The organism is Brevundimonas sp. EU05-FHT14B07, from assembly GCF_058790795.1.
Window position 1 is genome coordinate 251,077 of record NZ_JBYTCZ010000002.1, and the last position, 23,000, is coordinate 274,076.

The following is a 23,000-nucleotide window of genomic DNA, read 5'->3' on the forward strand; positions in this document are numbered from 1 at the left end:
CGTCGGCCAGAGTCGGTTGTTATAGCGGCTATAGCGTTCGATTTTCCCCGACGCCAGAGCCACGCCGTCTTTCCGCCTTGTTCGGGCGTGCGGACGGGGCTCAGCCCTTGCGGGCCATTGAATCGGCGGGGTCGTCCGGGCTGTGGCCCAATGCGCCGCCCATGCCCATTCCACCGCCGCCCATCCCTACGCCCATGCCGCCCCCGCCCTCGCCACGGCCGCCCGTTGCGCCGGCGCCTGAGCCGCGGCCTCCGGTCGAGGACGGGCGCGTCGGGCCTTGCAAGGGAATGTCCGGTCCGGTCGGCACGGGCGCCAGGTCCAGCGCCTGACGGATGAAGTCGCGCAGCGAAACGACCAGATCATGCGTCCGCACCGGCCGCCCGGCGACCAGTTCACGCGCCGCCTGCTGCGCCAGTCGCACCTGGTCCTCGGTGCCCAGCAGGATGATATCCGCAAGACTGGCCTCGACCGCGTCGCGGATACGCCGGGTCCGGTCCGACCCCGCCGTCGCCTCGGCGCTGAGATCCAGTCCCGCCTCGCCTTGCGGGACGTTGCGGCGGCTCAGGTCGCGCTTGTGCGTCGGATCGACGGTCAGGTCGCCGGTGAAAGACCCGCCCAGCACCTTGTAGGCGGCGATCAGGGTCTTCAGCCGTTCGTTGATCTGGCGATTCATCCGCTCGCGCCGCTGCTGGATGGTGAACATCATCACCAGCCGGATGCCCATGCCGATCAGCGTCACGAGCGCCAGCCCGACCAGGGTCAGCAACAGACTGTGCCAGTTGGTGAAATCCAGACCGCGCAAATCCCGTCTCCGTCTCGGCGTGCAGCATGCACCTTGAGACGAAACGCGCGCCGACGCGAACGGCGCCGTGTGATCAGCCGTTCATCGCCGCGAACGCCTTGGCCGAAAAAGCCGACAGCGGCTGGGGAAGGTCGTCCAGCGCGAACCAGCCGATCTCCGACAGCTTGTCCGGTTCGGTCAGCGTCGGCTCGCCGGTGAAGTCCCGGGTGACATAGATCAGCGACACCCAATGCTGGCCGTCGGCCGGAATGATCTCTTCGGCCAGGCACAGAAAGTCGACGGCGCCGATCTTCAGCCCGCTCTCCTCCTCGGCCTCGCGCCGCGCGGCGTCGATGGAGCGCTCCATCAGGTCGACCTTGCCGCCCACGATGTTCCAGAACCCGGCCTCGGGCGCCTTCAGCCGTTTGCACAGCAAGACCCGCCCGTCGGCGCGCTGGATCACCAGCCCGCAGCCGACGCCGGGAAAGTCCACGCCCGGCTTCAAAGTCACGCCTTGGGCGCGTCCACGGAGGGGTAGAAGGTGTAGCTCAGGGTTATGTCGCGCGCGCCCTTGGCCTCACGGTCCGTGGCCAGTTCGGGGGCGATGAAATATTGGACCGGGAACTGGCGCGTCTCGCCCGCCGCCAGCGTCTGGTCGGTGAAACAGAAGCATTGCAGCTTCTGGAAATACGGCCCCGTCTGCTCGGGTGAGACATTGTAGCTGGCGCGCACCTGGATCGGCTTGTCCGAGGTGTTGGTCACGTCGAAATAGGCCAGGCCCGTCTCGCCGATCCGCACCCGCTGGGTCGACTGTTCGGCGCGGAAGGTCATCGGCACGCCGCGCACATTGGTGTCGAACCGCACCATGACCGTCTCGTCCAGCACGGTGTCGGAGGCCTTGTCGGCCTTCATCGTCGTGCCGCCAAAGCCCGTGACCTGACAGAACATTCGATAGAGCGGCACCGCCGCGAACGCCGCCCCGGTCATGCCCATCACGCCGAAGACGCAGATGATGGCGATCAGATTCTTGCGGCCCGCCTTCATGGCTGGGAGGTCTCCACCGCCGTCGCCAGCGCGCGCTCGGCCGCCTGGTTCTGTTGCAGGCGCAGCACCGTGGTGGCGAACACGAGCACGATGAAGGCCACCAGCGCCGAGGCGATCCAGACATTGCGACGCTTGCGCGCGCGAAGTTCCTCAGGCGTCAGACGCATGGTTTTACGCTCCCAGACCGGACAGGGCCTCGACCAGCAGCGCCGAAAACAGCGCCATCAGATAGAGGATGGAAAAGGCGAACAGGTCCCGCGCCGGTTTGGCCTGGACCTTGACGTCATACAATGCGGCCTCGCGTCCCACGGCCTCGGCCTTGTCCGGTTCGTCGCCGGCGCGCGAGCGATAAAGGCGCACCGCCAAGCCGAGGAAGCCTAGGCCGCCCGCGACCGATACGACCAGATAGATGATCCCGCCCAGGCCCGCGAAGGCCGGGGCGATCGCGACCGGCACGAAGACCAGGGTGTAGAGCAGGATCTGCAACCGCGTGGACTTGGCGCCCTTGGCCACCGGCATCATCGGAATGCCCGCCTTGGCGTAATCGCCGGCCGAATACAGCGCCAGCGCCCAGCTGTGCGGCGGGGTCCACAGGAAGATGATGAGAAACAGCAGCCACGCCTGCCACGGCGCATGGCCCGTCGCCGCCGCCCAGCCGATCACGGGCGGAAAGGCGCCCGCCGCGCCGCCGATGACGATGTTCTGGGGCGTCCGCCGCTTCAGCAGCAGGGTGTAGAAGCCGGCGTAATAGACGATGGTCATGGCCAGCAGACCGGCCGCCAGCCAGTTCGCATTCATCCCCAGCAGCATGACCGAAAACAGGCTCAGGATGACGCCGAAGGCCATGGCGTCGTTCTTGCGCACACGCCCCGCCGCCACCGGCCGGCCGCGTGTGCGCCGCATCAGGGCGTCGGTCTCACCTTCCAGCGCCATGTTCAGCGCCCCGGCCGCCCCTGCGCCCACGGCGATGCACAGGACGGCGATGGCCGCGACCAGCGGATTGACCGATCCCGGCGCGACGATCAGCCCGGTCGCAGCGGTGAACACCACCAGCGACATCACGCGCGGCTTCAGCAGCTGGAAGAAATCCTCCGGCTGGGCGGTCGAGATGGCGGGGCGGGTCTGAACTTCGGTCATCTGTGAGGGCCGCATAGCATACCCAAATGAAGAAGGCCGCCCCTTCCGACGGAAAGAGCGGCCTTCGATTTCATATCGCCGGAAAGGCTTAGTGCTCTTCCGCCTTGATGACCGGCAGTTCGTTGAACTGGTGGGCCGGGGGCGGCGAGGACAGGGTCCACTCCAGTGTCGTGGCGCCTTCGCCCCACGGATTGTCGACGCCCGGACGACGACGGATCGCCGCCTCGGCCAGCATGATCAGGAAGACCAGCACGCCGACCGCCGTGATCGCATAGCCGATCGACGAGACGTGGTTCCAAAGGGTGAAGGCTTCCGGATAGTCGATGTAGCGACGCGGCATGCCCTGCAGACCCAGGAAGTGCTGCGGGAAGAACACCAGGTTCACGCCCACGAACATGATCCAGAAGTGGGTCGCGCCCAGGAACTCGTTGTACTTCACGCCGAACATCTTCTCGAACCAGTAGTAGAAGCCCGCGAAGATCGCGAAGACGGCGCCCAGCGACAGCACGTAGTGGAAGTGCGCCACCACGTAATAGGTGTCGTGCAGGCTGTAATCGATGCCGGCGTTCGACAGGACCACGCCGGTCACGCCGCCGACGGTGAACAGGAAGATGAAGCCGATCGCCCACAGCATGGGTGTCTTGAAGCTGATGGAGCCGCCCCACATGGTGGCGATCCAGCTAAAGATCTTCACGCCCGTCGGCACCGCGATGATCATGGTGGCGGCGATGAAATAGGCGCGCAGATTGATGCTCATGCCGACCGTGTACATGTGGTGGGCCCACACGATGAAGCCGACGAAGCCGATGGCCACCATGGCGTAGGCCATGGCCAGATATCCGAACACCGGCTTGCGGCTGAAGGTCGAGACGATGTGGCTGATGATGCCGAAGCCCGGCAGGATCAGGATGTACACTTCCGGGTGACCGAAGAACCAGAACAGGTGCTGGTACATGATCGGGTCGCCGCCGCCGGCGGGATCGAAGAAGTGGGTGTGGAAGTTGCGGTCCGTCAGCAGCATGGTGATGGCGCCGGCCAACACGGGCAGCGACAGCAGCAGCAGGAAGGCGGTGATCAGCACCGACCAGGCGAACAGCGGCATCCGGTGGATCGTCATGCCCGGCGCGCGCATGTTCAGGATGGTGGTGATGAAGTTGATCGCGCCCAGGATCGAGCTGGCGCCCGCGACGTGCAGGGCGAAGATCGCCAGGTCGAAGGCGGGGCCGACGTGGCCCGTGGTCGACAGCGGCGGATAGGCCGTCCAGCCCCCGCCGAAGCCCTTACCCGGTCCGCCGTCGGTGAACATCGACAGGATCAGCAGGCACCAGGCGGCGACCAGCAGCCAGAACGAGATGTTGTTCATGCGCGGGAAGGCCATGTCCGGCGCGCCGATCATGATCGGCACGAACCAGTTGCCGAAACCGCCGATCATGGCGGGCATGACCATGAAGAAGATCATAATCAGGGCGTGGGCCGTGACGACGGCGTTATAGCCGTGCTTGGATTGCTCCACGAGACCCAGCAGCTGGATCGACGAGCCTTCCTTGAAGATCTGGATGCCCGGCTCGGCCAGTTCCCAGCGGATCAGGCCCGACAGGGCGCCGCCCACGATGCCCGCCATGATGGCGAACATCAGATACAGGGTGCCGATGTCCTTGTGGTTGGTCGACAGGAACCAGCGGGTGAAGAAGCCCAACTTGTGGTCGTGATGGTGGTCGTCGTGAGCGTGACCGATGTGGGTCGCGTCGCGGGTTACGGTAGCGTCAGCCATGTGTCTCTGTTCGCCTCTTACTGGGCGGCCGGCGCGGCGGACGCCGCGGCGGGAACGGGTTGGTCGGCGGTGGCGCCGACGGGGGCGGCGACCGGGGTCGCGGCGTCGGCGGCGGGCGCGGGAGCGGCTGCAGCCGGAGCCGCAGCGGGCGCGGCGACCTTGGGCGTCATCGAACCGCCCTTGGAGGCGATCCACTGTTCGAACTGGGCCTGGGTGACGACTCGGATCTCCAGCGGCATGAAGGCGTGGTCGACGCCGCACAGTTCCGAGCACTGACCATAGAAGACGCCGGTGCGCTCAGCCTTGAACCAGGTGGTGTTGATGCGGCCGGGAACGGCGTCGGTCTTCAGGCCGAACGCCGGCAGGGCGACGGCGTGGATGACGTCCGAGGCGGTGATGACCAGCTGGACCGTCTTGCCGACCGGCACGACCATCGGCTCGGTCGCGGCCAGGCGATAGGGCACGCCCTTGGCCTTGGCTTCCTCTTCCGGGAGCATGTTGGAGATGTATTCCGCGACGCCCTGGTCCGGATACTCATAGGCCCAGTTCCACTGGTTGCCGGTCACCTTCACCGTCAGGTCAGGCGACGGCATGTCGTGATAGGCGAACAGCAGGCGGAACGAGAACAGGGAGATGAAGACCAGGATCAACACCGGCAGCACGGTCCAGATGATCTCGATCGTGGTGTTGTGGCTCCAACGCGCAGGCGTCGGATTGGCCTTCTTGTTGTAGCGGAACACGATCCACGCCAGCAGGCCCAGCACCAGCAGGGTGATGGCCGTGATGATCGGCATCAGGATCACGTCGTGGAAGAAGTGCGCATCATGCTTCAGCGGCGACGCCGCCGGTTGCAGCGTGATGCCGCCCGGGGTCGGCTGACCCATCAGGTCCTGCGCCCACGTCGGCGCCGCAGCGAACATCGCCAGTCCGGCGCCCAGAACGATGGAGGACGCGCAAGTCGCGGCCTTCCTCAACGTCCCTTGGGCTCGCTTGCCCATCCCCATATGAGACTTCCCCATAAAACCGTTATGCAGCAGACACTTGCGAATGGCTCGCAAGAGATCACGCTGGCGCGATTCCCACGCCCGGCGTTCTCGGTCACCTATCGGATCGCTTTCGGCTTGCCAAGCGATCAACGGCGCTCAGGCCGCAAAGCCGCCTTCAGCCGGCCTCGATTAAATCGCTGTCATGTTTCGATAGCTACCTTGCGTCACAAGATACCTTGTCGTAGTCAATGGTCATCAACGGGAGAGCCGAGGTGCCAGAAACTATCGAGATACAGCTGAAGAAGGGTGTGTTGGGGCTTTGCGTCCTGGCTCTTCTGAACCGGGCGGACAGCTACGCCTATGAGATCGCCAGCCGCCTGTCGGACGCGATCGATATGGGGGAAGGCACGATCTACCCCCTGATGCGCCGCATGCAGTCCGAAGGACAGGTCGAGACCTATCTGGTCGAGTCCTCCGCCGGGCCGTCACGCAAATACTACCGACTGACCGAAGCGGGCCGGGGGGCCCTCGCCGCCCAGACTGCCGAATGGTCCGCCTTCACCAAGGCCGTCGACGCCATCGTGGCGAACGACGCCGATCAGGGAGCCGCTCAATGACGCGCGCCGAATTCATCGATCGTCTGAAGGAAGGCCTCGTCGGCCTGCCGACCACGACCGCCAACGACATCATCGCCGACTATCAGACCCACTTCGACGACGGCCTGGCCGCCGGCCGCACAGAGGCCGAGGTCGCCTCCGCGCTCGGCGATCCGGTCCGCCTGGCTCGCGAACTGAAGGCCGAGGCCGGCATCCAGCGCTGGCATCAGGAGAAGAACCCCTCCGCCGCCGCCGGCGCCGTCTTTGCGGTCCTGGGCCTGGGGGCGCTGGACATCCTGATCCTCCTGCCCCTGCTGATGGGCGTGATCGGGACGGTGTTCGGCTTCTTCATCGCCGCCATCGGCCTGTTCATCGCAGGCGGCGTGATCATGGTCGCCGGTCCCTTCGCCGGCTTCCCCGGCGGGCCGTTCGCGGCGATCCTGATGGGGCTGGGCCTGATGGCCGGCGCCGTCTTCATCGGCGCCCTGCTGACCATCTTCACCATCTGGCTGGTCAACGGCGTCGTCTGGTTCGCCCGCCTGCACTACCGCCTGCTGAAGCCGGCGCTTGAGCCGACCAGCGTTCAATCCACCTCGACCTCGGGAGTCTCGGCATGATCCGCACCCTGTTCATCATCGCCGGCGCCGCCCTGGTGCTGTGCCTGGTCACCGTCGGCGGCGCGCTGGCGATCGGCGGCCACGACCTCCAGCGCCACGGCTGGGCCTGGACCATCAAGGACCAGGACGGCGAGACCATCCGCTTCGAGCGGGTCAAGGGCGGCGGGACCGACGACCTCGGCCCGCTCACCACCCGCACCCTCGCCTGGACCGGCGGCGAGACCCTGACCGTCGATTCCAGCATCGACGTCGACTATGTCCAGGGTGACGCCAACACCGTCGTCATCACCGGGCCCAAGGGTCTGACCGACCGGGTCCGCCTGATCGACGGCCGCCTCGATCTGGGCGACGGCGACGAGCGGGTCGTGTTCGGCTGGAGCAACGGCAACTTCTCCGCCCGCTCCGAGCGTGACGAACTGAAGGTCGTCATCACCGCGCCCAAGGTGAACCGCTTCAACGCCAAGGGCTCGGGCGACCTGCAGATCACCGGCTATGACCAGCCTTCGCTGACGCTCGACATCGCCGGTTCGGCCGAGGTCACCGCCTCGGGCCGCACCGACGAGCTGAAGCTGGACATCGCCGGCGCGGGCGATGCGTCCCTGGGCGACCTGGCGACTCGCGACGCCTGGGTGGACATCGCCGGCTCCGGCGACGCCCGCATCGCCCCGACCGGCGACGTCAAGGTCGCCATCGCCGGCTCCGGCGACGTGGCCTTGGCCAGCCGCCCCGCCAACCTGAACAGCACCGTCTCCGGCTCCGGCGACGTCTATCAGGACTGACGGTCGCGCCGATCACCGATGGAAAAGGGGCTGGATCCGCCAGCCCCTTTTTTCATGCGTTCAGCGACACGCCTGCACGCACACCTGCGCCAGCACCTCGGCCGAATCCGTCAGAGGGACCGGCGCGTCCTCGGCCTTAAGCAGCAGCGGCACCTCGGTGCAGCCGGCGATCAGCCCATGCGCGCCCGCGTCCGCCAGGGCCTGGGCCAGCCGCAACATCCCTGCCCGCGCCGCCTCGCCGACATCGCCGCGCTTCACCCCATAGACCAGACCCATGAACGCCTCGCGGTCGGCGCCCTCCAGCAGCACAGTGTCGACCCCGCGCGCCGCCAGCGCCTCTGTGTAAAGCCGCTCGCCCCCCGGCGTCGCCAGCACCCCGATCCGCTCAACTCCAGACGCCGCCGCCGCATCCGCCGTCGCCGCGATCATGTCGATGAAGCGCAGGCCCTTCGCCTCGCACGCCGCGCGTATGCCGCCCGCCTGGGCGTGGGCGGTGTTGCAGGGCATGGCGATCACCTCGGCCCCCGCCGCCGCCAGCCCCTCGGCCATCTGTCCCAGCACGACCTCGGCCTCGCCCGGCCGGGTGTTGCGATCGGGCACCTGGGGGTTCAGGTCCATCACCACCCGGATGTGATCGGCGTCCCCGTCCGCCGGCGTCAGCGCCTGCACCCGCGCCAGAAACGCCACCGTCGCCGCCGGTCCCATGCCGCCGATCACGCCCAGGATTTTGCTCATCGCATCACACCCCATCCCACGACCGCGGCGGCGGCCAGAACTGCCGGCACGGCGTAGCGGCTCTTCCAGGCCCACGCCACCGCCAGGGCGACCGCAAAGATCGCCACGGCCGCCGCCATCGACGGGGCCCGCTGCAAGGTCGCCCATCCCAGCTCCACGCTGGTCGCGGCGATGATCCCTACGACGGCGGCGGCGACCCCGGCCAGAAGATCGTGCAGCCGCCGGTCCTCGACCACCGCCTCCAGCCGCTCATAGAAGATCATCGAAAAGGCGAAGGCGGGGGCGAACACCCCGGCCGTCATCGCCAGCGCCCCGCCCCAGCCCGCGACCACGAAGCCGACGAAGGTGCAAAAGATCACCAGCGGCGCCGGGATCACCCCCGCAAAGGCGATCCCGTCCAGAAACGCCCCATCGTCGATCAGCCCGCGCCCCACCGTATCGGCGCGCACATAGGGAATGGCGGTATAGGCGCCGCCGAACGTCAGCAGCCCCGCCTTCAGCCCCGTCCAGAACATCGCGACCCAGCCGACGTCGCCCGCCGGCCCAGCCGTTTGTCCAAACAACGGCCCGCCGTCCCCCAGCCCGTGCATCGCCAAGGCTGCGACGCCCGCCAGCACCACGACCCCGACGGCCAGACCGACCCGCCCGGCCCGGACCAGCACATAGGCCGTCCCGCCCGCCGCCAGCACGATCCAGAACGCCGCCCCGGCCAGGGTCGCCGCAAAGCCGACGACGGCGACGGCCCACAGCCAGCGATCCTCCAGGATATGCGATCCGATCTTACAGACGGCGCGCACGATCACCGCGACCACAGCCGCCTGAACACCCAGGAACGCCCCGGCCAGCAGGCCAACGACCGGCGACAGCGCCACATAGGCCCAGCCGATCCCCAGCATCAGCATCAGCCCGGGCAGCATGAACCCCAGGCCCGCCAGCAGACCGCCGATCCGCCCCCGCGCCCGCATGCCCATATGCACGCACAGCTCGTGCGCCTCCGGCCCCGGCAGGACCTGCAACACCGCCAGCAGCCGGTTGAACCGCGCGCTGGACATCCACCCGTCCTGATCGACCAGCTCGCGCCGGATCATCGCGATCTGCGCCACCGGCCCGCCAAACGCCAGCAGCCCGAACCGCAGGAACCGCAGAAACACCGCCGTCAAAGACAGCGCCGGCGGGACAGGTTCGGACTGCGGCGCAATCATCCGATCAGTCCTGATCTCGCGAAAAGGGTTTGCAAGTCAGGCCAGCCCTTACTGAGGGCTCGCCATGGCTCTTGCGACCGCGTCCTGCATCTCCACCCTCAAGCCGGCCCACTCGCTTTCGGGCCTCAGCTTGCCCTCACATTGCTGTTGAAGGTGGCCCACGGGATAGACGTAGCTTTCCGATCGCTGCGCTGCGGCGCCGATCTCTTGAGGCCCGACAAAAATGCCAAGGTCGGCAAGCCGACTTTCGGTGGCCATGCGGGCGGCGACCATCGATGACACGAGCGCGTCTGGGACAGGCGCCGCGCATCTCACGGCGTCGTATCGATAACGGACCATCGCCAGTGCGTAGAGGTCAGACGCCTTCTGTCGATCATGATCCGCCCAAGCCACCGAAGCCACGAACAGACAGAGAGGCTGAGCGTCGCCACGACCGTTCCAAAGCGCCGCACGATCGGCGTCGGATAGCGAGGCGCCCATAAATGTCGAGCATTGGCCCAGGGTGTTCGAGGCAACCGGCTGGATACCCTGGCCAGCGCTGTCTTCACGCTTATTTTCGGCGGAAGTGGCGGATTCTGACCCGCAACCCAAAAGGCCCGCGGCGACAAGCAGGGGGACAAGAACTTTCAAGATGCTCACCTTCGTCAATGTCGCCTTCCGATCCGCAGCCCGGCTATGAAACTGGCGTCAGCCTAAACCAGCACAAGCAGCGCGGCATAGACGCGATCATCCAAAGTCGCCGCCCCCGTCTTCACCGCCTCGAGCCCGCGCGATCCGATAGGGCCCCGCACGCATCGTCAGCGGCCTTCCCTTCCAGCTCAAACGCACCGCGCCCTCGTTCAACATGGCATCCACCGCGGCGTGAACGTCAGGCATCGCCTCGCGCCACGCGCCGTCGTCGCCCGCGACCGCCCGCGCGACCTCGCTGGGGCAGACGGTGGCGTCCTCGGCCCGAGCGGCCAGCAGGGCCAGGGTCGCCTCGCGCGAGTCCATGACGGACGGCGGGCCTACAGCGTCCCTTCGATCTCGGTCTGATAGCCGAACAGCCCCTGCGCCCCGCCGGTGTGCAGAAACACCACCGTCTCGCCCTTGAACTGCCCCGCCCGCGCCAGGGCGATCAGCCCCTTCATCGCCTTGCCGGAGTAGACCGGGTCCAGCACGATCCCGTCCAGACGCGCAGCCAGGGTCAGGGCGTCGATCACCCCCTGGTCGATCAGGCCATAGCCCTCGCCCACATAGTCGCAGTCGGCGACCACCTGCTCGCGCGTCACCCGGCCCGGCTGGCCCAGCAGGGCGGCCGTCTCCTCGGCCAGTTTGAAGACGTTCGCCTCCTGCCTGTCCCTGGGCGCCCGCACCCCGATGCCCAGCACGGGAATGTCCGCCCCCATGACCGCCAGCCCGGCGACCAGACCGGCGTGGGTGCCCGCGCTGCCCGTCGCCGTCACGATCCGGTGGACCTCCAGATCCATCTCATCGGCCTGGACCACGATCTCGCGCGCGCAATCGACATAGCCCAGCGCTCCGACCGGGTTCGATCCGCCGCCGGGAATGACATAGGGCTTGCCGCCCCGCGTCCGCACCTCGGCCGCCGTCTTCTCCAGCTCGGCGACCATGTCCGTCCCGCCCGGCACGGTGCGCAGGGTCGCGCCGAACAGCCGATCCAGCAGCACATTGCCGTTGCCGACATAGTCCGTCGCCTTGGACCCCGTCCGCTCTTCCAGAATGATCTCGCACGCCAGACCGTGGGCCGCCGCCGCCGCCGCTGTCTGGCGCACATGGTTCGACTGCACCGCCCCTTGCGTCACCAGGGTGTCGGCGTCCGCTTCGAACGCCGCGCCCAGCAGGAACTCCAGCTTGCGGGTCTTGTTGCCGCCGCCGGCCAGGCCGGTGCAGTCGTCGCGCTTGATCCACAGATCCAGGCCCAACTCTTCCGACAGACGGGGCAGCGGCTCCAGCGGCGTCGGCAGATGGGCCAGGCGGATGCGGGCGAAACGGGCGAGATGCATGGGACGGTTTCCTGTTCGCCGTCTTGATAGCCCGCGCCCGTGACATTCAAAAGCGTCCAGCCCCAAGCCGGCCAGCCGTTCGGTCGCCCTCGACCTCAGCCCGGCGCGCCGGCCTCGGCCACACGCGTCGGCGCGACGAAGGCGGCGTCGCACAGGGCCTGGGCGAAGGCGTGGGACGTGACCGCCTGCCGGTCCATCAGGGCGTCCAGCACCCCGGCCCCTGCATCCACCGTCACGACCAGCGGATAACGCCCGACCACCTGACCGCCCTGCGCTGGATCGCGCAGTTCGGCGGTCGCCCGCATCCGGTGTTCGGCGCGATCGCCGGCAAGAATGGCCAGGCGCGGCGCCCGGCTCAGCGCCTCGACGTGGATGCTCAGGTTCAGCCGATGCCGGCCGCCGGCGCACAGCCCCATTTCGTTCAGCACCTCGTCGTTGAAGGTGTCGGCGAAGTCGTCCTCGGCGTCCAGCCAGCCGGTCGTGGTTGTGACGCTGCCGATCCGCGCCTGCTCGGCCATGGCGGGCGACAGGGCCATCGGCGCGCCTCCGACCTCCACCGAGGCGCAGGCCGTCAAGCCCGCGTACGCCAGAACCGCGATCACGGCGGTCGTCTTGATCTGTTTCATCGTTCCCTCTCCCTAGAGTTGATACCAAGCTTGGCTGCGAATGAACGCCGCCTGAACGCCGTTCGACAAGCGGTCCGGAGCCAAAGCCGGCGTCCAAGCGTTGCCGCCGCATGATCGCCGCCGCGCCCCCTTTGGATCTGCAACGCGAGCGCGCCTATGTCCGCGATCTGGGCCGCGCCTTCGCCGGCGCCCTGGTGTTCAACATCCCGCTGTTGATGACGATGGAGATGTGGGCGCAGGGCGTGATCATGGACCGCTGGCGGCTGCTGACCTTCATCGTCGCCGGCCTGCCGCTGCTTTACGGCCTGGCCTATTACGCCGGCTTCTCAAAGCGGCGCGGACCGGTCAACGATGCGCTCGACACCGCCGTGGCCCTGGCCGTCGGCTTCATCACCGCCTCGGTGCTGCTGATCCTGTTCGGCGTGGTCGAATGGGACGCGCCGCCGCGCGAGGGCCTGGGCATGGTCGCGCTGCAGGCCATTCCCGGCGCCATGGGCGCGCTTCTGGCCCGGCGTCAGCTCAGCGGCGACGGCGGGGGAGACACCGACGAGGATCAGGCCTCCTATTTCGGCGAACTGTTCCTGATGGCGGCCGGGGCCCTGTTCTTCGCCCTGAATGTCGCTCCGACCGAAGAGATGATCCTGATCGCCTACAAGGCGACGCCCGCCCACATCCTGGCCCTGATCGCCGTCTCCATCCTTCTGCTGCACCTGATCGTCTTTAAGGCCGGCTTCGCAGGTCAGGAAGAGGCCGATCATCCGATCAAGGCCTTCCTGCATTTCACCCTGCCCGGCTACGCCATCGCCCTGGCCGTCAGCCTGTTCACCCTGTTCCTGTTCGGCCGCACCGACGGCCATGCCGTCGCCGGCGTGGTCCAGACCATGGTCGTCCTGGGCTTCCCCGCCGCCATCGGCGCCGCCGCCGCCCGTCTGTTGGTCTGACCCCATGCCCACGAAGAAGAAGCCCGCCGCAACGACCCGCCCTCTGTTGCAATGGGGCATGGCCTTGCTCGGCGCCGTCATCACCCTGACCGCCATCGGCATCGTGGTTTGGGAGGCGCTCCAGCCCACGGCCCCGCCCGCGCTCAGCGCCCGCATCGTCGCCGTGGACGTCACCGCCGCAGGCCAGGTTGCGACCGTCCGGGTCCAGAACGACGGCGACGACACCGCCGCCGCCGTGGATATCGAAGGGGTTCTGGGCGACCAGACCGCGACCGCCAGCCTCGACTACGTCCCCGGCCACGGCCACGCCAAGGCCTACCTCCGCTTCGACGCCGATCCGCGCGCGGCGGCTGTCTCGGTCAAGGGCTGGTCGGCGCCCTAGGGGGCGTTCAGGCCGCCTGGGCCAGCACCGCGTCCTGCATCCGCTCGACCGTCTGCTGGGGCGCGCCGGCGCCGTCCACCGTGGCCCGCAGCGTCTCTTCCAGCGCCGGGGTCACGCGAACGCTGGCCATGGCCCAGCCGGAAAAGCCGCGCGCCGGGATCGGCTTGCGCTCGATCACCACTACCTCGTCATGACGCGGATCGCCCGCCAGCCGCGTCATCAGCCGGTCCAGATCCTGCGCTGCGCCCTCCAGCACCTGCAGGAACCGCCCGTCGTGGATCAGCAGCGCCCCGGTCAGGTCGTCGCGCGCATTGTTCCGCTGCGACGTGGCCAGGATGTCCACCTGCATCAGCAGGCTGTCGGCATTGCCCCGCGCGCGGCTGGTGTAGAGGACGCGTTCCAGGTTCAGGCTCATATCCTCGTTTCACTCCGCCGACGCCGGCATCCGGCCCAAGCTTTGCGCATAGCCCAATAAATCCGCCGCGCCTACAAGGACTTATGTGCGGTTTCGGACAACTCGACATCCGCTGCGACGCGGGTTAGCCTGCAGGCGTTCTCCGGGGGGTCGCAATCGAGCGGCTGAGATAGAGGTTTCTCCTCTGACCCGTCGAACCTGATCCGGGTCATGCCGGCGAAGGGATGAGTAACGCTATCGGTCCTGACGTCACAGGACCCCTCGCGCCCGACGTCGGCGGACCTCAAACCGTTTGAGGCCGCCATGAACATCCAAGTCACCCCGCCCGTCCTGCCCGAAGAGCCCAATGTCGAGTTGGCTTTGAAAGACGCCCGCGGGGAGGTCATGCGCGAGACCGGGACCATCCCGACCGGCGAACGGGCCGGCAGCCGCAAGGTCTATGTCGCCGGCGAACTCTATCCCGACATCCGCGTCCCCTTCCGCGAGGTCGCCGTCCACGCATCCGCCAACGAGCCGCCGGTGACCATCTATGACTCATCGGGCCCCTACACCGACCCGACCGTGACCATCGACATCAAGCGCGGCCTGCCCCGCGTCAAATCCAGCTGGCAGCTGGATCGCGGCGACATCGCCCCGGTCGCCAACCCGCGCGAGGTCAAGCCCGAGGACAACGGCCATGCGTCGGGCCGCCATCTGGCCCCGCGCTTCGACACCTCCAACCACCGCGTCTTCAAGGGCGTCGAGGGCCGCCCGGTCACCCAGTACGAATACGCCCAAGCCGGGATCATCACGCCCGAGATGGAATATGTCGCCATCCGCGAGAACCTGCGCCGCGAGCAGAACAGCCCCTGCATCCGCGACGGCGAGGACTTCGGCGCCGCCATCCCCGACTTCGTGACGCCCGAGTTCGTGCGGCAAGAGATCGCGCGCGGCCGCGCCATCATCCCGCACAACATCAACCACCCCGAGGTCGAGCCGATGATCATCGGCCGCAACTTCCTGGTGAAGATCAACGCCAACATCGGCAACTCCGCCGTCCTAAGCTCCGTCGACGACGAGGTCGACAAGCTGGTCTGGGCCACCCGCTGGGGCGCCGACAACGTCATGGACCTGTCGACGGGCCGCAACATCCACAACATCCGCGACTGGATCATCCGCAACAGTTCCGTCCCCATCGGCACCGTGCCCATCTACCAGGCGCTGGAGAAGGTGAACGGCGTCGCCGAGGACCTGACGTGGGAGGTGTTCCGCGACACCCTGATCGAACAGGCGGAACAGGGCGTGGACTATTTCACCATCCACGCGGGCGTGCGCCTGCCCTTCGTGCCGATGACGGCCAAGCGGGTGACGGGCATCGTCTCGCGCGGCGGCTCCATCATGGCCAAATGGTGCCTGGCCCACCACAAGGAGAGCTTCCTCTACGAGCATTTCGAGGACATCTGCGACATCATGCGCGCCTATGATGTCAGCTTCAGCCTGGGCGACGGCCTGCGCCCCGGCTCCATCGCCGACGCCAATGACGAGGCCCAGTTCGCCGAGCTGCGCACCTTGGGCGAACTGACCAAGATCGCCTGGGCCAAGGGCTGCCAGGTCATGATCGAGGGCCCCGGCCACGTGCCGATGCACAAGATCAAACAGAATATGGACGAGCAGCTGAAGCACTGCCACGAGGCGCCCTTCTATACGCTCGGGCCCCTGACCACCGACATCGCGCCGGGCTACGACCACATCACCAGCGCCATCGGCGCGGCCATGATCGGCTGGTTCGGCACGGCCATGCTCTGCTACGTCACGCCCAAGGAGCACCTGGGCCTGCCGGATCGTCAGGACGTCAAGGACGGCGTCATCACCTACAAGATCGCCGCCCACGCCGCCGACCTGGCCAAGGGCCACCCCGCCGCCCGCCTGCACGACGACGCCCTGTCACGCGCCCGGTTCGAGTTCCGCTGGGAGGATCAGTTCAACCTGGGTCTGGACCCCGAAACGGCCCGCAAATACCACGACGCCACCCTGCCCAAGGAGGCCCACAAGACCGCCCACTTCTGCTCCATGTGCGGCCCCAAGTTCTGCTCGATGAAGATCAGCCAGGACATCCGCGACGCCGCCGCCGCCCAGAACGACGCCGGCGCCTCGCTGGCCGAGGCCGAGGCCGGCATGGCCGAAATGAGCGCGAAGTTCAGGGCTGGGGGCGGCGTGGTAGAGGTGAAGGTGTGAGGGGGGCTACAAGGATTAGTTGCGTAAAACTCGCCGTTACGCTTCAACCCCTTTTCCACCAGTCGGAACTCGTGAAACCATGCCCAGCCTCGACGAGCCCGTCCTAGAGTTTGATCATAATGTGATCGAACACCTCGGAATCCGGCTCTACCAAAACAAGCCCGGAAATGTTCTTGCGGAGGTAGTAGCGAACGGCTGGGACGCGGATGCCAAAGCGATACACATAACTACGTCTGCGGACGGGTGCCCTGCAGAAGATCGGTTCATTTCCGTCGCCGATAATGGTGTGGGAATGGATTTGGCTACGATCAAATCTCGCTACCTCGTCATCGGTAAGCCCAAACGGACCGGCCCGAAAATGCTGTCTCCGGGTGGACGACGCCCTATGGGTCGCAAAGGGATTGGCAAGCTCGCGCCGTTCGGGGTAGCTCGGACTGTTGACGTTGCGACGAGCGCCCAAGGCGTTCTGACTTGGTTCACTCTTGATTTAGACGGTCTGCTCGATGCCGGCAAAAGGGGGGTGGCCTATCCGCCGGTCTTCAACGCTCGTGAAGTTTCAGTAGACGCCCCTCTTCCCACGGACACCGCTCAGGACATAGTAGATTTCGTCGAGCGGACTCGCATCTCGACTTCCCGCTCTGGCACTCTTATTCGTATGAGCAGGCTGACTTCCAACAGCGATCTCGGCGACGGCGAAATTGAGAGCTCACTTGTTAAAAAATTTACTGTCATTCTGGCCCGTGACGACTTCCGGGTCTTCGTAAACGGTACGCCTTTCGACCAAGAAAGAGCGACACCGGAATTCGAGCTTCGAATTCCGGCAACCGGGTATTCGACAGAAGTATTGGGCGGAAACGAAATCCGCTTCTGGGTTGGTTTCGTTAAATCAGCAGCTTGGTCATCAGACCAAGCTGGAGTCGCGGTTTACGCTCACGGCAAGAGCGCCCAAGATCGACCCTTCTTCTTTGGAGCAAAAGGGAAAGAGATTTTCCAGCGCTATATGTATGGCGTGATCGAAGCAGACTGGATCGATGAACTCGACCAGGATTTAGTCTCAACGGACAGATCCAACTTGGACTGGGCACATCCAGATTCGGCCGACCTGTTGGAATGGGGGCGGACAAAGGTCGGGGTTTGGCTGGCCGAGTATGATCGGCATCGAGCTACGAACCACTTACGCAAGGTCAAGATTCGCGCCTCCGAAAGACGTCAAAAGGCAGAAGTTCTCACCTATTCATCCTCCGAAAACGATCAGATTGATTCCTTAGTTGCTGAGGCGACCAAGGAGTTGGGGAAAAATCAGGACGATGTGGCGGATCAGCTTCTCGAAGCTGTCTCCATGGCTTGGATCAACCTCCCGAGTCGCACACTGATCAAAAATCTCTGGGCAGAGCTCGAGGGCTCCCACGACGGTCCGGACGCGTTCCTCAAGATTACTGCGAGGCTGCACGACCATTCAGTTCCAGAGTCAATGGGACTGGCGGTGACGTTTGCTCAACGCGCTTACGCATTGAGCCTACTGACTAAGCTGGTTCATCAGAGGAGCGAAGTCGACCTGCAAGAACTCATCGAAGATTTTCCTTGGGTTCTTCAACCCCGAGGCGACCTGCTCACATCGGACCGGCATCTAAAGACCACCATCGAACATGCGGCGCTCACGGGCGATACGAATGATCGAGCTGGCCGTTTGGTACGAGGAATTTCTGAGAAAGAGCGAGCAGACTTCGTATTTCTGACTGACCCTTCGAAGAAGGTCATCCAGATTGTAGAACTCAAGGCACCAGCCATTGAACTTACGTCAGACCATGATCGTCAGTTGCGCGATTACTTGGACTTCACGAAAGCGTTCCATCCAGCAGCGAAACTAAGCGGATTGCTCGTCGGGAACCCTGGCAATCCGGCCATCGAGTCAGATGACCGCCGAGTTACCATTCGTGGCTGGGACGAAATCATACTCGAGTGCCGTGCGACATATGTGCAGCTTCTGGCGTCGATGCTTGAGAGGGCTGACCCGGACCCAAGCGATGCAAGGCTTCAACTAGTGAAGGAGTTTGGGGGCGCTCCTGTTTGGGAACTTCTCAAGAAGATGGCTCAAACTGATCAGCCTTTGCGGGACCTTATGGCAAGGCTGGATCATCTGGCTAAATAGGGGTTGAAGTAAATCGCATCTGCCCTCTAGCTATACACGACGTCCCTGCCCCGGCCGTTGAAATCCCTCGCCTTTCGCGAAATCGACGCCCTCTACCCTATCACGATGTCGGCCGGCCTTAGACTGGCGGGGCGTCCTGTGTCGGGCGCGGGCGACAGGCCGGGGATGGGATGGACGACGACCACAGCTATGACGACGGCGGGTTCGAGGGGCCGCGCGATCCGTTTTACGATGCGATGACCCAGCAGGCGCTGGATCAGATCCGCATCCTGCGCGAGGCGGGTCTGGAGCAGACGTATCGCGACGCCCTGCATCACGATTCCTCGCCCGAGGCCGAGGCGGCCTTCTGGCGCGCGCACGGCCTGCCGATGCATCTGTTGCGGCTGCCCGATCTGGTCACCTCGGACCCCGCCGCGCGCGCGGCCGACCGGGTGCAGAACCGGGGCTATCGCCGCCTGTCGAAAGAGGCGTGGGAGGCGGCGGGCACGGCCTATCTGGCCGGGTCCACGGCCGAGGAGGTCAGCGCCGTCTATGGCATGGCGGTCAGCACCTTTCGCGCCCGCGCCAAGGACGAAGGCTGGCGGCGCGAGGATCAGCCCGATCCGCTGCGCGAGCCCATCGACCTCGAGGCCGAGACGGCCGACGGCTTGCCCGACTATGGGGCCATGGCGGCCCACGCCCTGGTTCGGCTGAACCGGGCGCTTCAGGCCGGGCGCGCGCTGGAGGCCGCGCGCTGGGTGCGGCTGCACGCCGACCTGACCCGGATGGAGGCCGCTCCGCCCGCACCTTCGTCTCCGCCCCCGCCCAAGCCGCCGACGCCGCCCAAGGAACCCGACCTGGCCGAACGCGCCACCGCCGTCGCCGAACAGGTCGGCCAGATCGCCCGCGAAGCCTGCGCCCTCAAACGCGGCGATTACGCCGGCCGCGACGCCCTGATGGCCCGCCTCGAGGCGCTCGACGACCTGAAACCGGCCCCGAGATCAGACGAATTAGACGAAATAGACGGTGTTTTTGTCCCCCCACCGTCCAAAGTCGCGCCGCCGGGCGATTAGGACAACCGGTCCACGCGACAGCGCCGTTTTAAGCGCCCATAGTCGTTCCATGACCGATTATCCGCGCCTCAGCACCCTGAAGACCGGCCTGGCCTGTCGCTGCCCCCGCTGCGGCAAGGGTCCGCTGTTCAAGGGCTATCTGACGCTGCAGACCGAATGTCCTCAGTGCGGGCTCAGCTACGCCTTCGCCGATCCGGCGGACGGCCCGGCCTTCTTCGTCATGACGGCCGTCGGGGTGGTGGGGATGATCCTGCTGATGGTGTTTGACTTCACCGTCCACCCGCCGATCTGGGTGCATCTGGTCGTGACCCTGCCGATCCTGGTCGCCCTGTGCCTGGGGTGCCTGCGCCCCTTCAAGGCCTGGCTGGTCGCCGAACAATATGTTCACAAGGCCGCCCCGCCCGAGTTCTCCTCGAATGGCAAGCACGGGCCCTTCTAGGGTTCGATCACCGTCAGCTCGGGCCAGCGCGCCCGCGCGCTGTCGACGGCCTTGGCCCAGCCCTTGGCCACCGGCCGGTTCGGGTTGGGCCGGATCGTCATCGCGAACACGTCGTCCAGCCCGAAAGGCGCGGCGATGCTGAGGCTGTCGTCCGCCTCCAGCCGCACCCCGACCGCAAAGGTCGGCGCTACGAACCGCCCCAGCGCCTCGTCCGTCGAATGCAACGGCGCATAAGGTTCGCCGAACCGGTTCTGGAACCACAGGTGCACCCGCGCCTGGTTGCGGACCTCGACCTGGCTGCGGACCGGTTCGTCGAAGGCGGCGGCGACGCGTTTGATGACGACGTCCTCGGCCTCGTAGGACAGGTCCGAACCATCGAAATAGGCCAGGTCGTAGTCCTTGACCCCATAGCCCGCCGGCCGCCCCGTCCTGGCGTTCCACACGGCCTGATAGACCGCCCCCGACACCAGCCGCCAATCGGGCAGGTCCAGCGCCCGGACGGTCGTCAGGACGTGCATCAGACCGGGATCGGCGCGCACGATGGCGGTCAGGTCCGCCTCCAGCTCGCTCATCCCCGCACCGGCCAGCCGTGATCCAGCGGCCCGTGTCCGCCGCCCAGGCCCGGCGCCCGGCGGATCGCCTCGCCGACATAGGCCCAGGCTTCGGCCACCGCGACCTCCAGCGGCCGCCCCATCGCCAGCCCGGCTGCACAGGCGCTGGCCAGGGTGCAGCCGGTGCCGTGGGTGTGGCGGGTGTCTACCCGTTCAGCCTCCAGCACCGTCTCGCCGTCTGCAGTCATCAGTAGGTCGATCACCGTCGGCCCCGACACATGGCCGCCCTTCATCAGCACCGCCCGCGCCCCCATGGCCAGCAAGGCCTCGCCCGCCCGCCTCTGGCCGTCCAGGTCGTGGACCGCAAAGCCCGTCAGGGCCTCGGCCTCGGGCGCATTGGGCGTCAGCAGGGCCGCGCGCGGGATCATCAGCCGCTTCACCGCTTCGACCGCCGCATCCGGCAACAGCGGGTGCCCGCCCTTGGCCACCATGACGGGATCGACCACGGCCGGGGCGTCGGCCTCGTCCAGCAGGGCCGCGACCGTCTCGACCACATCGACCGAACCCAGCATGCCGGTCTTGACCGCGTCGGTCCCGATGTCGTCCAGCACCGCCCGCGCCTGGGCCGCGATCAGATCCAGCGGCAGCGGATGAACGCCGTGGACGCCCAGGGTGTTCTGCACCGTGATGGCCGTGATGGCGGTGGCGGCGAACCCGCCCATCATCGTCACGGCCTTGATGTCGGCCTGGATGCCCGCGCCGCCGCCGCTGTCGGACCCCGCCAGGATCAAGACGCGTCCTTGATGAAGCGCGCTCATGCCGCCGCCCCCGAAAACAGTTTCAGCCCGACGAAGCCCGCCACGATCAGCAGGATGCACACGGCCCTGACCGCCGTCGCCGGCTCGCCATAGACCAGGATGCCGACCACCGCCGCGCCCACCGCCCCGATGCCGGTCCACACTGCATAGGCCGTGCCGATCGGCAGCTTCTGCGTGGCGACCCACAACAGGATCATGCTGCCCGCCAGCGCGACCAGCACCCCCAGCGAGGTCCACGGCCGGCTGACGCCCACATTCTTGAGGCCCGAGGCCCACAGAACCTCCAGCAGACCGGCGACGACCAGCGTCGCCCACGGATTGATCGACATCACCCAGGACATGGCGACCAGATGGAACAGGCCGCGGTCCGGAGCAAGCTGCGATCAGCCGCCCAGCGGCCCCTTGAAGATGAAGAAGGCCCCAAGCGCGATGAAGGCGAAGCCGACCAGATGGTTCACCGTCAGCTTCTCGCCCAGATACAGGACCGAGAAGCCGGCGAAGACCAGCAGGGTGATCACCTCCTGCATCGTCTTCAGCTCGGCCGGCGAATAGACCTGAATGCCGACCCGGTTGGCCGGCACCGCCAGCCAGTATTCGAAGAAGGCGATGCCCCAGCTGGCGATGACCAGGATCCACAGCGGCTTGTGATCGAACTTCAGATGACCGTACCAGGCGAAGGTCATGAAGACGTTCGACAGGCACAACATGACGATGGGGGCGATGTAGGCGGTCAGGGGCATGGGCAGATCAGGGCTGTTGCAGACCTGCCCTCTACACCGGCTGCGACCGTCCGTCGCGGGCCTTCAATCCGCCGCCGTCACCGCCGCCTGGACCTTCAGCGCCTGCACCGTCTCGCGCACGTCGTGGACCCGCACCATCTGCGCCCCGCGCCGCGCGCCTTCCAGCGCCAAGGCCAGCGACCCGCCCAGCCGGTCGGTCGCCAAGGTCGCCGTTGGATCGAGGGCCTGGATCGTGCGCTTGCGACTGGCGGCGTACAGCACCGGAAAGCCCAGATCGACCAGCGCCCGCAGCCGCGCCGTCAGCGCCAGATTGTGCGCCAGCGTCTTGCCGAACCCGATGCCGGGATCCAGCCAGATCCGCTCGCGCGCCAAGCCCGCCGCCATCGCCGCCTCGGCCCGGCTGCGCAGATAATCCCGCACCTCGCCGACCACGTCCTCATAGCGGGGGTCAGACTGCATCGTCCGGGGCTCGCCCTTCATGTGCATCAGCACCACGTCGCACCCCAGTTCGGCCGCAACCGCTGCACTGTCGGGCGCATGGCTCAGCGCCGTCACGTCGTTCCACATCGTCGCCCCGGCCGCGACGGCGGCGCGCGCGACGGCGGGCTTCATCGTATCGATGCTGATCGCCCCGCCCCACCGCGCGCGGACGCCGGCGATGACCGGCGCGACCCGGTCGATCTCCTCGGCCTCGCCCACCGGCTCGGCCCCCGGCCGGGTGCTCTCCCCGCCGATGTCCAGCACATCGGCCCCGTCCGCGACCAGCCGCATGGCCTGATCAATCGCGCCTTCAGTCGAGGCCCATCGCCCCCCGTCCGAGAAGCTGTCGGGCGTCACATTGACGATGCCCATCACCTGCGACAAGGCGGCCGTCCGCGCGGTTTGACTTTCATGGGCCATGGGACCAGCCTGTAACCGTGATCGCGCATTTCGTCAGCCAGGCTCGACGCCTTTCCCACGCGGGACGCCTCGTCGCAGGCGACTGACCCGGAACGGCCGCGCGCCCTTCGCCCCGTTCC

28 protein-coding genes and 1 riboswitch are annotated in these 23,000 nt (G+C 66.6%); of the genes, 9 read left to right on the plus strand and 19 right to left on the minus strand.

What is annotated here, in order from left to right; all coding sequences use genetic code 11:
• Positions 1-100: 100 nt before the first annotated feature.
• The 7 genes from AC3WRC_RS05295 to coxB all read right to left on the minus strand — a co-directional run bounded on the left by AC3WRC_RS05295 (position 101) and on the right by coxB (position 5,731).
• Positions 101-802, minus strand: a complete 702-nt coding sequence (locus tag AC3WRC_RS05295; RefSeq protein ID WP_492303148.1) for a hypothetical protein — start codon at positions 800-802, stop codon at positions 101-103.
• A 73-nt stretch (positions 803-875) separates the two neighbouring features.
• Positions 876-1,292, minus strand: coding sequence for an NUDIX domain-containing protein (locus tag AC3WRC_RS05300; protein ID WP_055806293.1), 417 nt, complete (start codon positions 1,290-1,292; stop codon positions 876-878).
• Positions 1,289-1,825: a cytochrome c oxidase assembly protein gene (locus tag AC3WRC_RS05305; protein WP_017505722.1), complete on the minus strand. Its 537-nt coding sequence runs from the start codon at positions 1,823-1,825 to the stop codon at positions 1,289-1,291. Before AC3WRC_RS05305 ends, AC3WRC_RS05300 begins: the two co-directional genes overlap by 4 nt.
• Entirely contained in the window at positions 1,822-1,992 is a 171-nt protein-coding gene (locus AC3WRC_RS05310) for a cytochrome c oxidase system small membrane protein (RefSeq protein ID WP_017505721.1), read from the minus strand. The genes AC3WRC_RS05305 and AC3WRC_RS05310 overlap by 4 nt, the downstream gene beginning before the upstream one ends.
• Before the next feature lie 4 nt (positions 1,993-1,996).
• Positions 1,997-2,962: a heme o synthase gene (cyoE, locus tag AC3WRC_RS05315; protein WP_492303149.1), complete on the minus strand. Its 966-nt coding sequence runs from the start codon at positions 2,960-2,962 to the stop codon at positions 1,997-1,999.
• 88 nt (positions 2,963-3,050) lie between these two features.
• Positions 3,051-4,733, minus strand: a complete 1,683-nt coding sequence (gene ctaD, locus AC3WRC_RS05320; RefSeq protein ID WP_055753981.1) for a cytochrome c oxidase subunit I — start codon at positions 4,731-4,733, stop codon at positions 3,051-3,053.
• A 17-nt stretch (positions 4,734-4,750) separates the two neighbouring features.
• Positions 4,751-5,731 (minus strand): cytochrome c oxidase subunit II, encoded by a 981-nt coding sequence (coxB, locus tag AC3WRC_RS05325; protein WP_492303150.1) that lies wholly within the window; start codon positions 5,729-5,731, stop codon positions 4,751-4,753.
• Positions 5,732-5,991: 260 nt separating this feature from the next.
• On the opposite strand from coxB, the gene AC3WRC_RS05330 reads away from it, so the two are divergent.
• From AC3WRC_RS05330 to AC3WRC_RS05340, 3 genes are read left to right on the plus strand one after another with little or no spacing between them, the layout of a single operon-like run.
• On the plus strand, positions 5,992-6,336 hold the full coding sequence (locus tag AC3WRC_RS05330) for a PadR family transcriptional regulator (protein ID WP_039244893.1): 345 nt from the start codon (positions 5,992-5,994) through the stop codon (positions 6,334-6,336).
• Positions 6,333-6,932, plus strand: coding sequence for a DUF1700 domain-containing protein (locus AC3WRC_RS05335; protein ID WP_066549694.1), 600 nt, complete (start codon positions 6,333-6,335; stop codon positions 6,930-6,932). The genes AC3WRC_RS05330 and AC3WRC_RS05335 overlap by 4 nt, the downstream gene beginning before the upstream one ends.
• Positions 6,929-7,711: a GIN domain-containing protein gene (locus AC3WRC_RS05340; protein ID WP_492303151.1), complete on the plus strand. Its 783-nt coding sequence runs from the start codon at positions 6,929-6,931 to the stop codon at positions 7,709-7,711. Before AC3WRC_RS05335 ends, AC3WRC_RS05340 begins: the two co-directional genes overlap by 4 nt.
• A 60-nt stretch (positions 7,712-7,771) precedes the next feature.
• Here AC3WRC_RS05340 and cuyB read toward each other — a convergent pair whose 3' ends face one another.
• The 6 genes from cuyB to AC3WRC_RS05370 form a co-directional block, all read right to left on the minus strand.
• Positions 7,772-8,446, minus strand: a complete 675-nt coding sequence (gene cuyB / locus AC3WRC_RS05345) for a cysteate racemase (protein ID WP_492303152.1) — start codon at positions 8,444-8,446, stop codon at positions 7,772-7,774.
• Positions 8,443-9,648 carry a chromate efflux transporter gene (gene chrA, locus AC3WRC_RS05350; RefSeq protein ID WP_492303153.1) on the minus strand — a complete coding sequence of 402 codons (1,206 nt, stop codon included), beginning with the start codon at positions 9,646-9,648 and terminating at the stop codon, positions 8,443-8,445. The genes cuyB and chrA overlap by 4 nt, the downstream gene beginning before the upstream one ends.
• A 48-nt stretch (positions 9,649-9,696) precedes the next feature.
• The gene (locus AC3WRC_RS05355; protein ID WP_492303154.1) at positions 9,697-10,278 is read right to left on the minus strand and encodes a hypothetical protein; all 582 of its coding nucleotides are present in this window, start codon (positions 10,276-10,278) and stop codon (positions 9,697-9,699) included.
• Between the two features lie 96 nt (positions 10,279-10,374).
• Positions 10,375-10,641 carry a DUF3253 domain-containing protein gene (locus tag AC3WRC_RS05360; RefSeq protein WP_492303155.1) on the minus strand — a complete coding sequence of 89 codons (267 nt, stop codon included), beginning with the start codon at positions 10,639-10,641 and terminating at the stop codon, positions 10,375-10,377.
• Positions 10,642-10,655: 14 nt separating this feature from the next.
• Entirely contained in the window at positions 10,656-11,654 is a 999-nt protein-coding gene (gene cuyA, locus AC3WRC_RS05365; protein WP_492303156.1) for a D-cysteate sulfo-lyase, read from the minus strand.
• 95 nt (positions 11,655-11,749) lie between these two features.
• Positions 11,750-12,280 carry a hypothetical protein gene (locus AC3WRC_RS05370; protein ID WP_492303157.1) on the minus strand — a complete coding sequence of 177 codons (531 nt, stop codon included), beginning with the start codon at positions 12,278-12,280 and terminating at the stop codon, positions 11,750-11,752.
• Between the two features lie 110 nt (positions 12,281-12,390).
• Between AC3WRC_RS05370 and AC3WRC_RS05375 the strand changes: the two genes are divergently transcribed.
• Positions 12,391-13,221 carry a TIGR02587 family membrane protein gene (locus AC3WRC_RS05375; RefSeq protein WP_295217513.1) on the plus strand — a complete coding sequence of 277 codons (831 nt, stop codon included), beginning with the start codon at positions 12,391-12,393 and terminating at the stop codon, positions 13,219-13,221.
• Positions 13,222-13,225: 4 nt separating this feature from the next.
• Complete coding sequence (locus AC3WRC_RS05380) at positions 13,226-13,603, plus strand: hypothetical protein (protein WP_161639519.1); 378 nt, start codon at positions 13,226-13,228, stop codon at positions 13,601-13,603.
• A gap of 7 nt (positions 13,604-13,610) precedes the next feature.
• Here AC3WRC_RS05380 and AC3WRC_RS05385 read toward each other — a convergent pair whose 3' ends face one another.
• A complete protein-coding gene (locus AC3WRC_RS05385) occupies positions 13,611-14,018 on the minus strand; it encodes a BLUF domain-containing protein (RefSeq protein ID WP_091750051.1) in 408 nt (135 codons plus the stop codon).
• A gap of 133 nt (positions 14,019-14,151) precedes the next feature.
• Positions 14,152-14,261: riboswitch (TPP riboswitch) on the plus strand.
• Between the two features lie 141 nt (positions 14,262-14,402).
• Here AC3WRC_RS05385 and thiC point away from each other — a divergent pair.
• From thiC to AC3WRC_RS05405, 4 genes are all read left to right on the plus strand, one after another.
• Positions 14,403-16,232: a phosphomethylpyrimidine synthase ThiC gene (gene thiC, locus AC3WRC_RS05390; protein ID WP_492303467.1), complete on the plus strand. Its 1,830-nt coding sequence runs from the start codon at positions 14,403-14,405 to the stop codon at positions 16,230-16,232.
• A 79-nt stretch (positions 16,233-16,311) separates the two neighbouring features.
• Positions 16,312-18,381, plus strand: coding sequence for an ATP-binding protein (locus AC3WRC_RS05395; protein ID WP_055753966.1), 2,070 nt, complete (start codon positions 16,312-16,314; stop codon positions 18,379-18,381).
• A 170-nt stretch (positions 18,382-18,551) separates the two neighbouring features.
• Positions 18,552-19,433, plus strand: coding sequence for a hypothetical protein (locus AC3WRC_RS05400; RefSeq protein ID WP_492303158.1), 882 nt, complete (start codon positions 18,552-18,554; stop codon positions 19,431-19,433).
• Between the two features lie 49 nt (positions 19,434-19,482).
• Complete coding sequence (locus AC3WRC_RS05405; protein WP_153923044.1) at positions 19,483-19,872, plus strand: DUF983 domain-containing protein; 390 nt, start codon at positions 19,483-19,485, stop codon at positions 19,870-19,872.
• Here AC3WRC_RS05405 and AC3WRC_RS05410 read toward each other — a convergent pair.
• From AC3WRC_RS05410 to folP, 5 genes are all read right to left on the minus strand, one after another.
• Positions 19,869-20,444, minus strand: a complete 576-nt coding sequence (locus tag AC3WRC_RS05410) for a nucleotidyltransferase family protein (protein WP_492303159.1) — start codon at positions 20,442-20,444, stop codon at positions 19,869-19,871. The genes AC3WRC_RS05405 and AC3WRC_RS05410 overlap by 4 nt on opposite strands.
• Entirely contained in the window at positions 20,441-21,241 is an 801-nt protein-coding gene (gene thiD, locus AC3WRC_RS05415; RefSeq protein WP_492303160.1) for a bifunctional hydroxymethylpyrimidine kinase/phosphomethylpyrimidine kinase, read from the minus strand. The genes AC3WRC_RS05410 and thiD overlap by 4 nt, the downstream gene beginning before the upstream one ends.
• Positions 21,238-21,582 carry a DMT family transporter gene (locus tag AC3WRC_RS05420; RefSeq protein WP_492303161.1) on the minus strand — a complete coding sequence of 115 codons (345 nt, stop codon included), beginning with the start codon at positions 21,580-21,582 and terminating at the stop codon, positions 21,238-21,240. Before AC3WRC_RS05420 ends, thiD begins: the two co-directional genes overlap by 4 nt.
• Positions 21,583-21,624: 42 nt before the next feature.
• Positions 21,625-21,981, minus strand: coding sequence for a DMT family protein (locus tag AC3WRC_RS05425; RefSeq protein WP_492303162.1), 357 nt, complete (start codon positions 21,979-21,981; stop codon positions 21,625-21,627).
• A gap of 63 nt (positions 21,982-22,044) precedes the next feature.
• Complete coding sequence (folP, locus tag AC3WRC_RS05430) at positions 22,045-22,881, minus strand: dihydropteroate synthase (RefSeq protein WP_492303163.1); 837 nt, start codon at positions 22,879-22,881, stop codon at positions 22,045-22,047.
• Between the last annotated feature and the right edge of the window lie 119 nt (positions 22,882-23,000).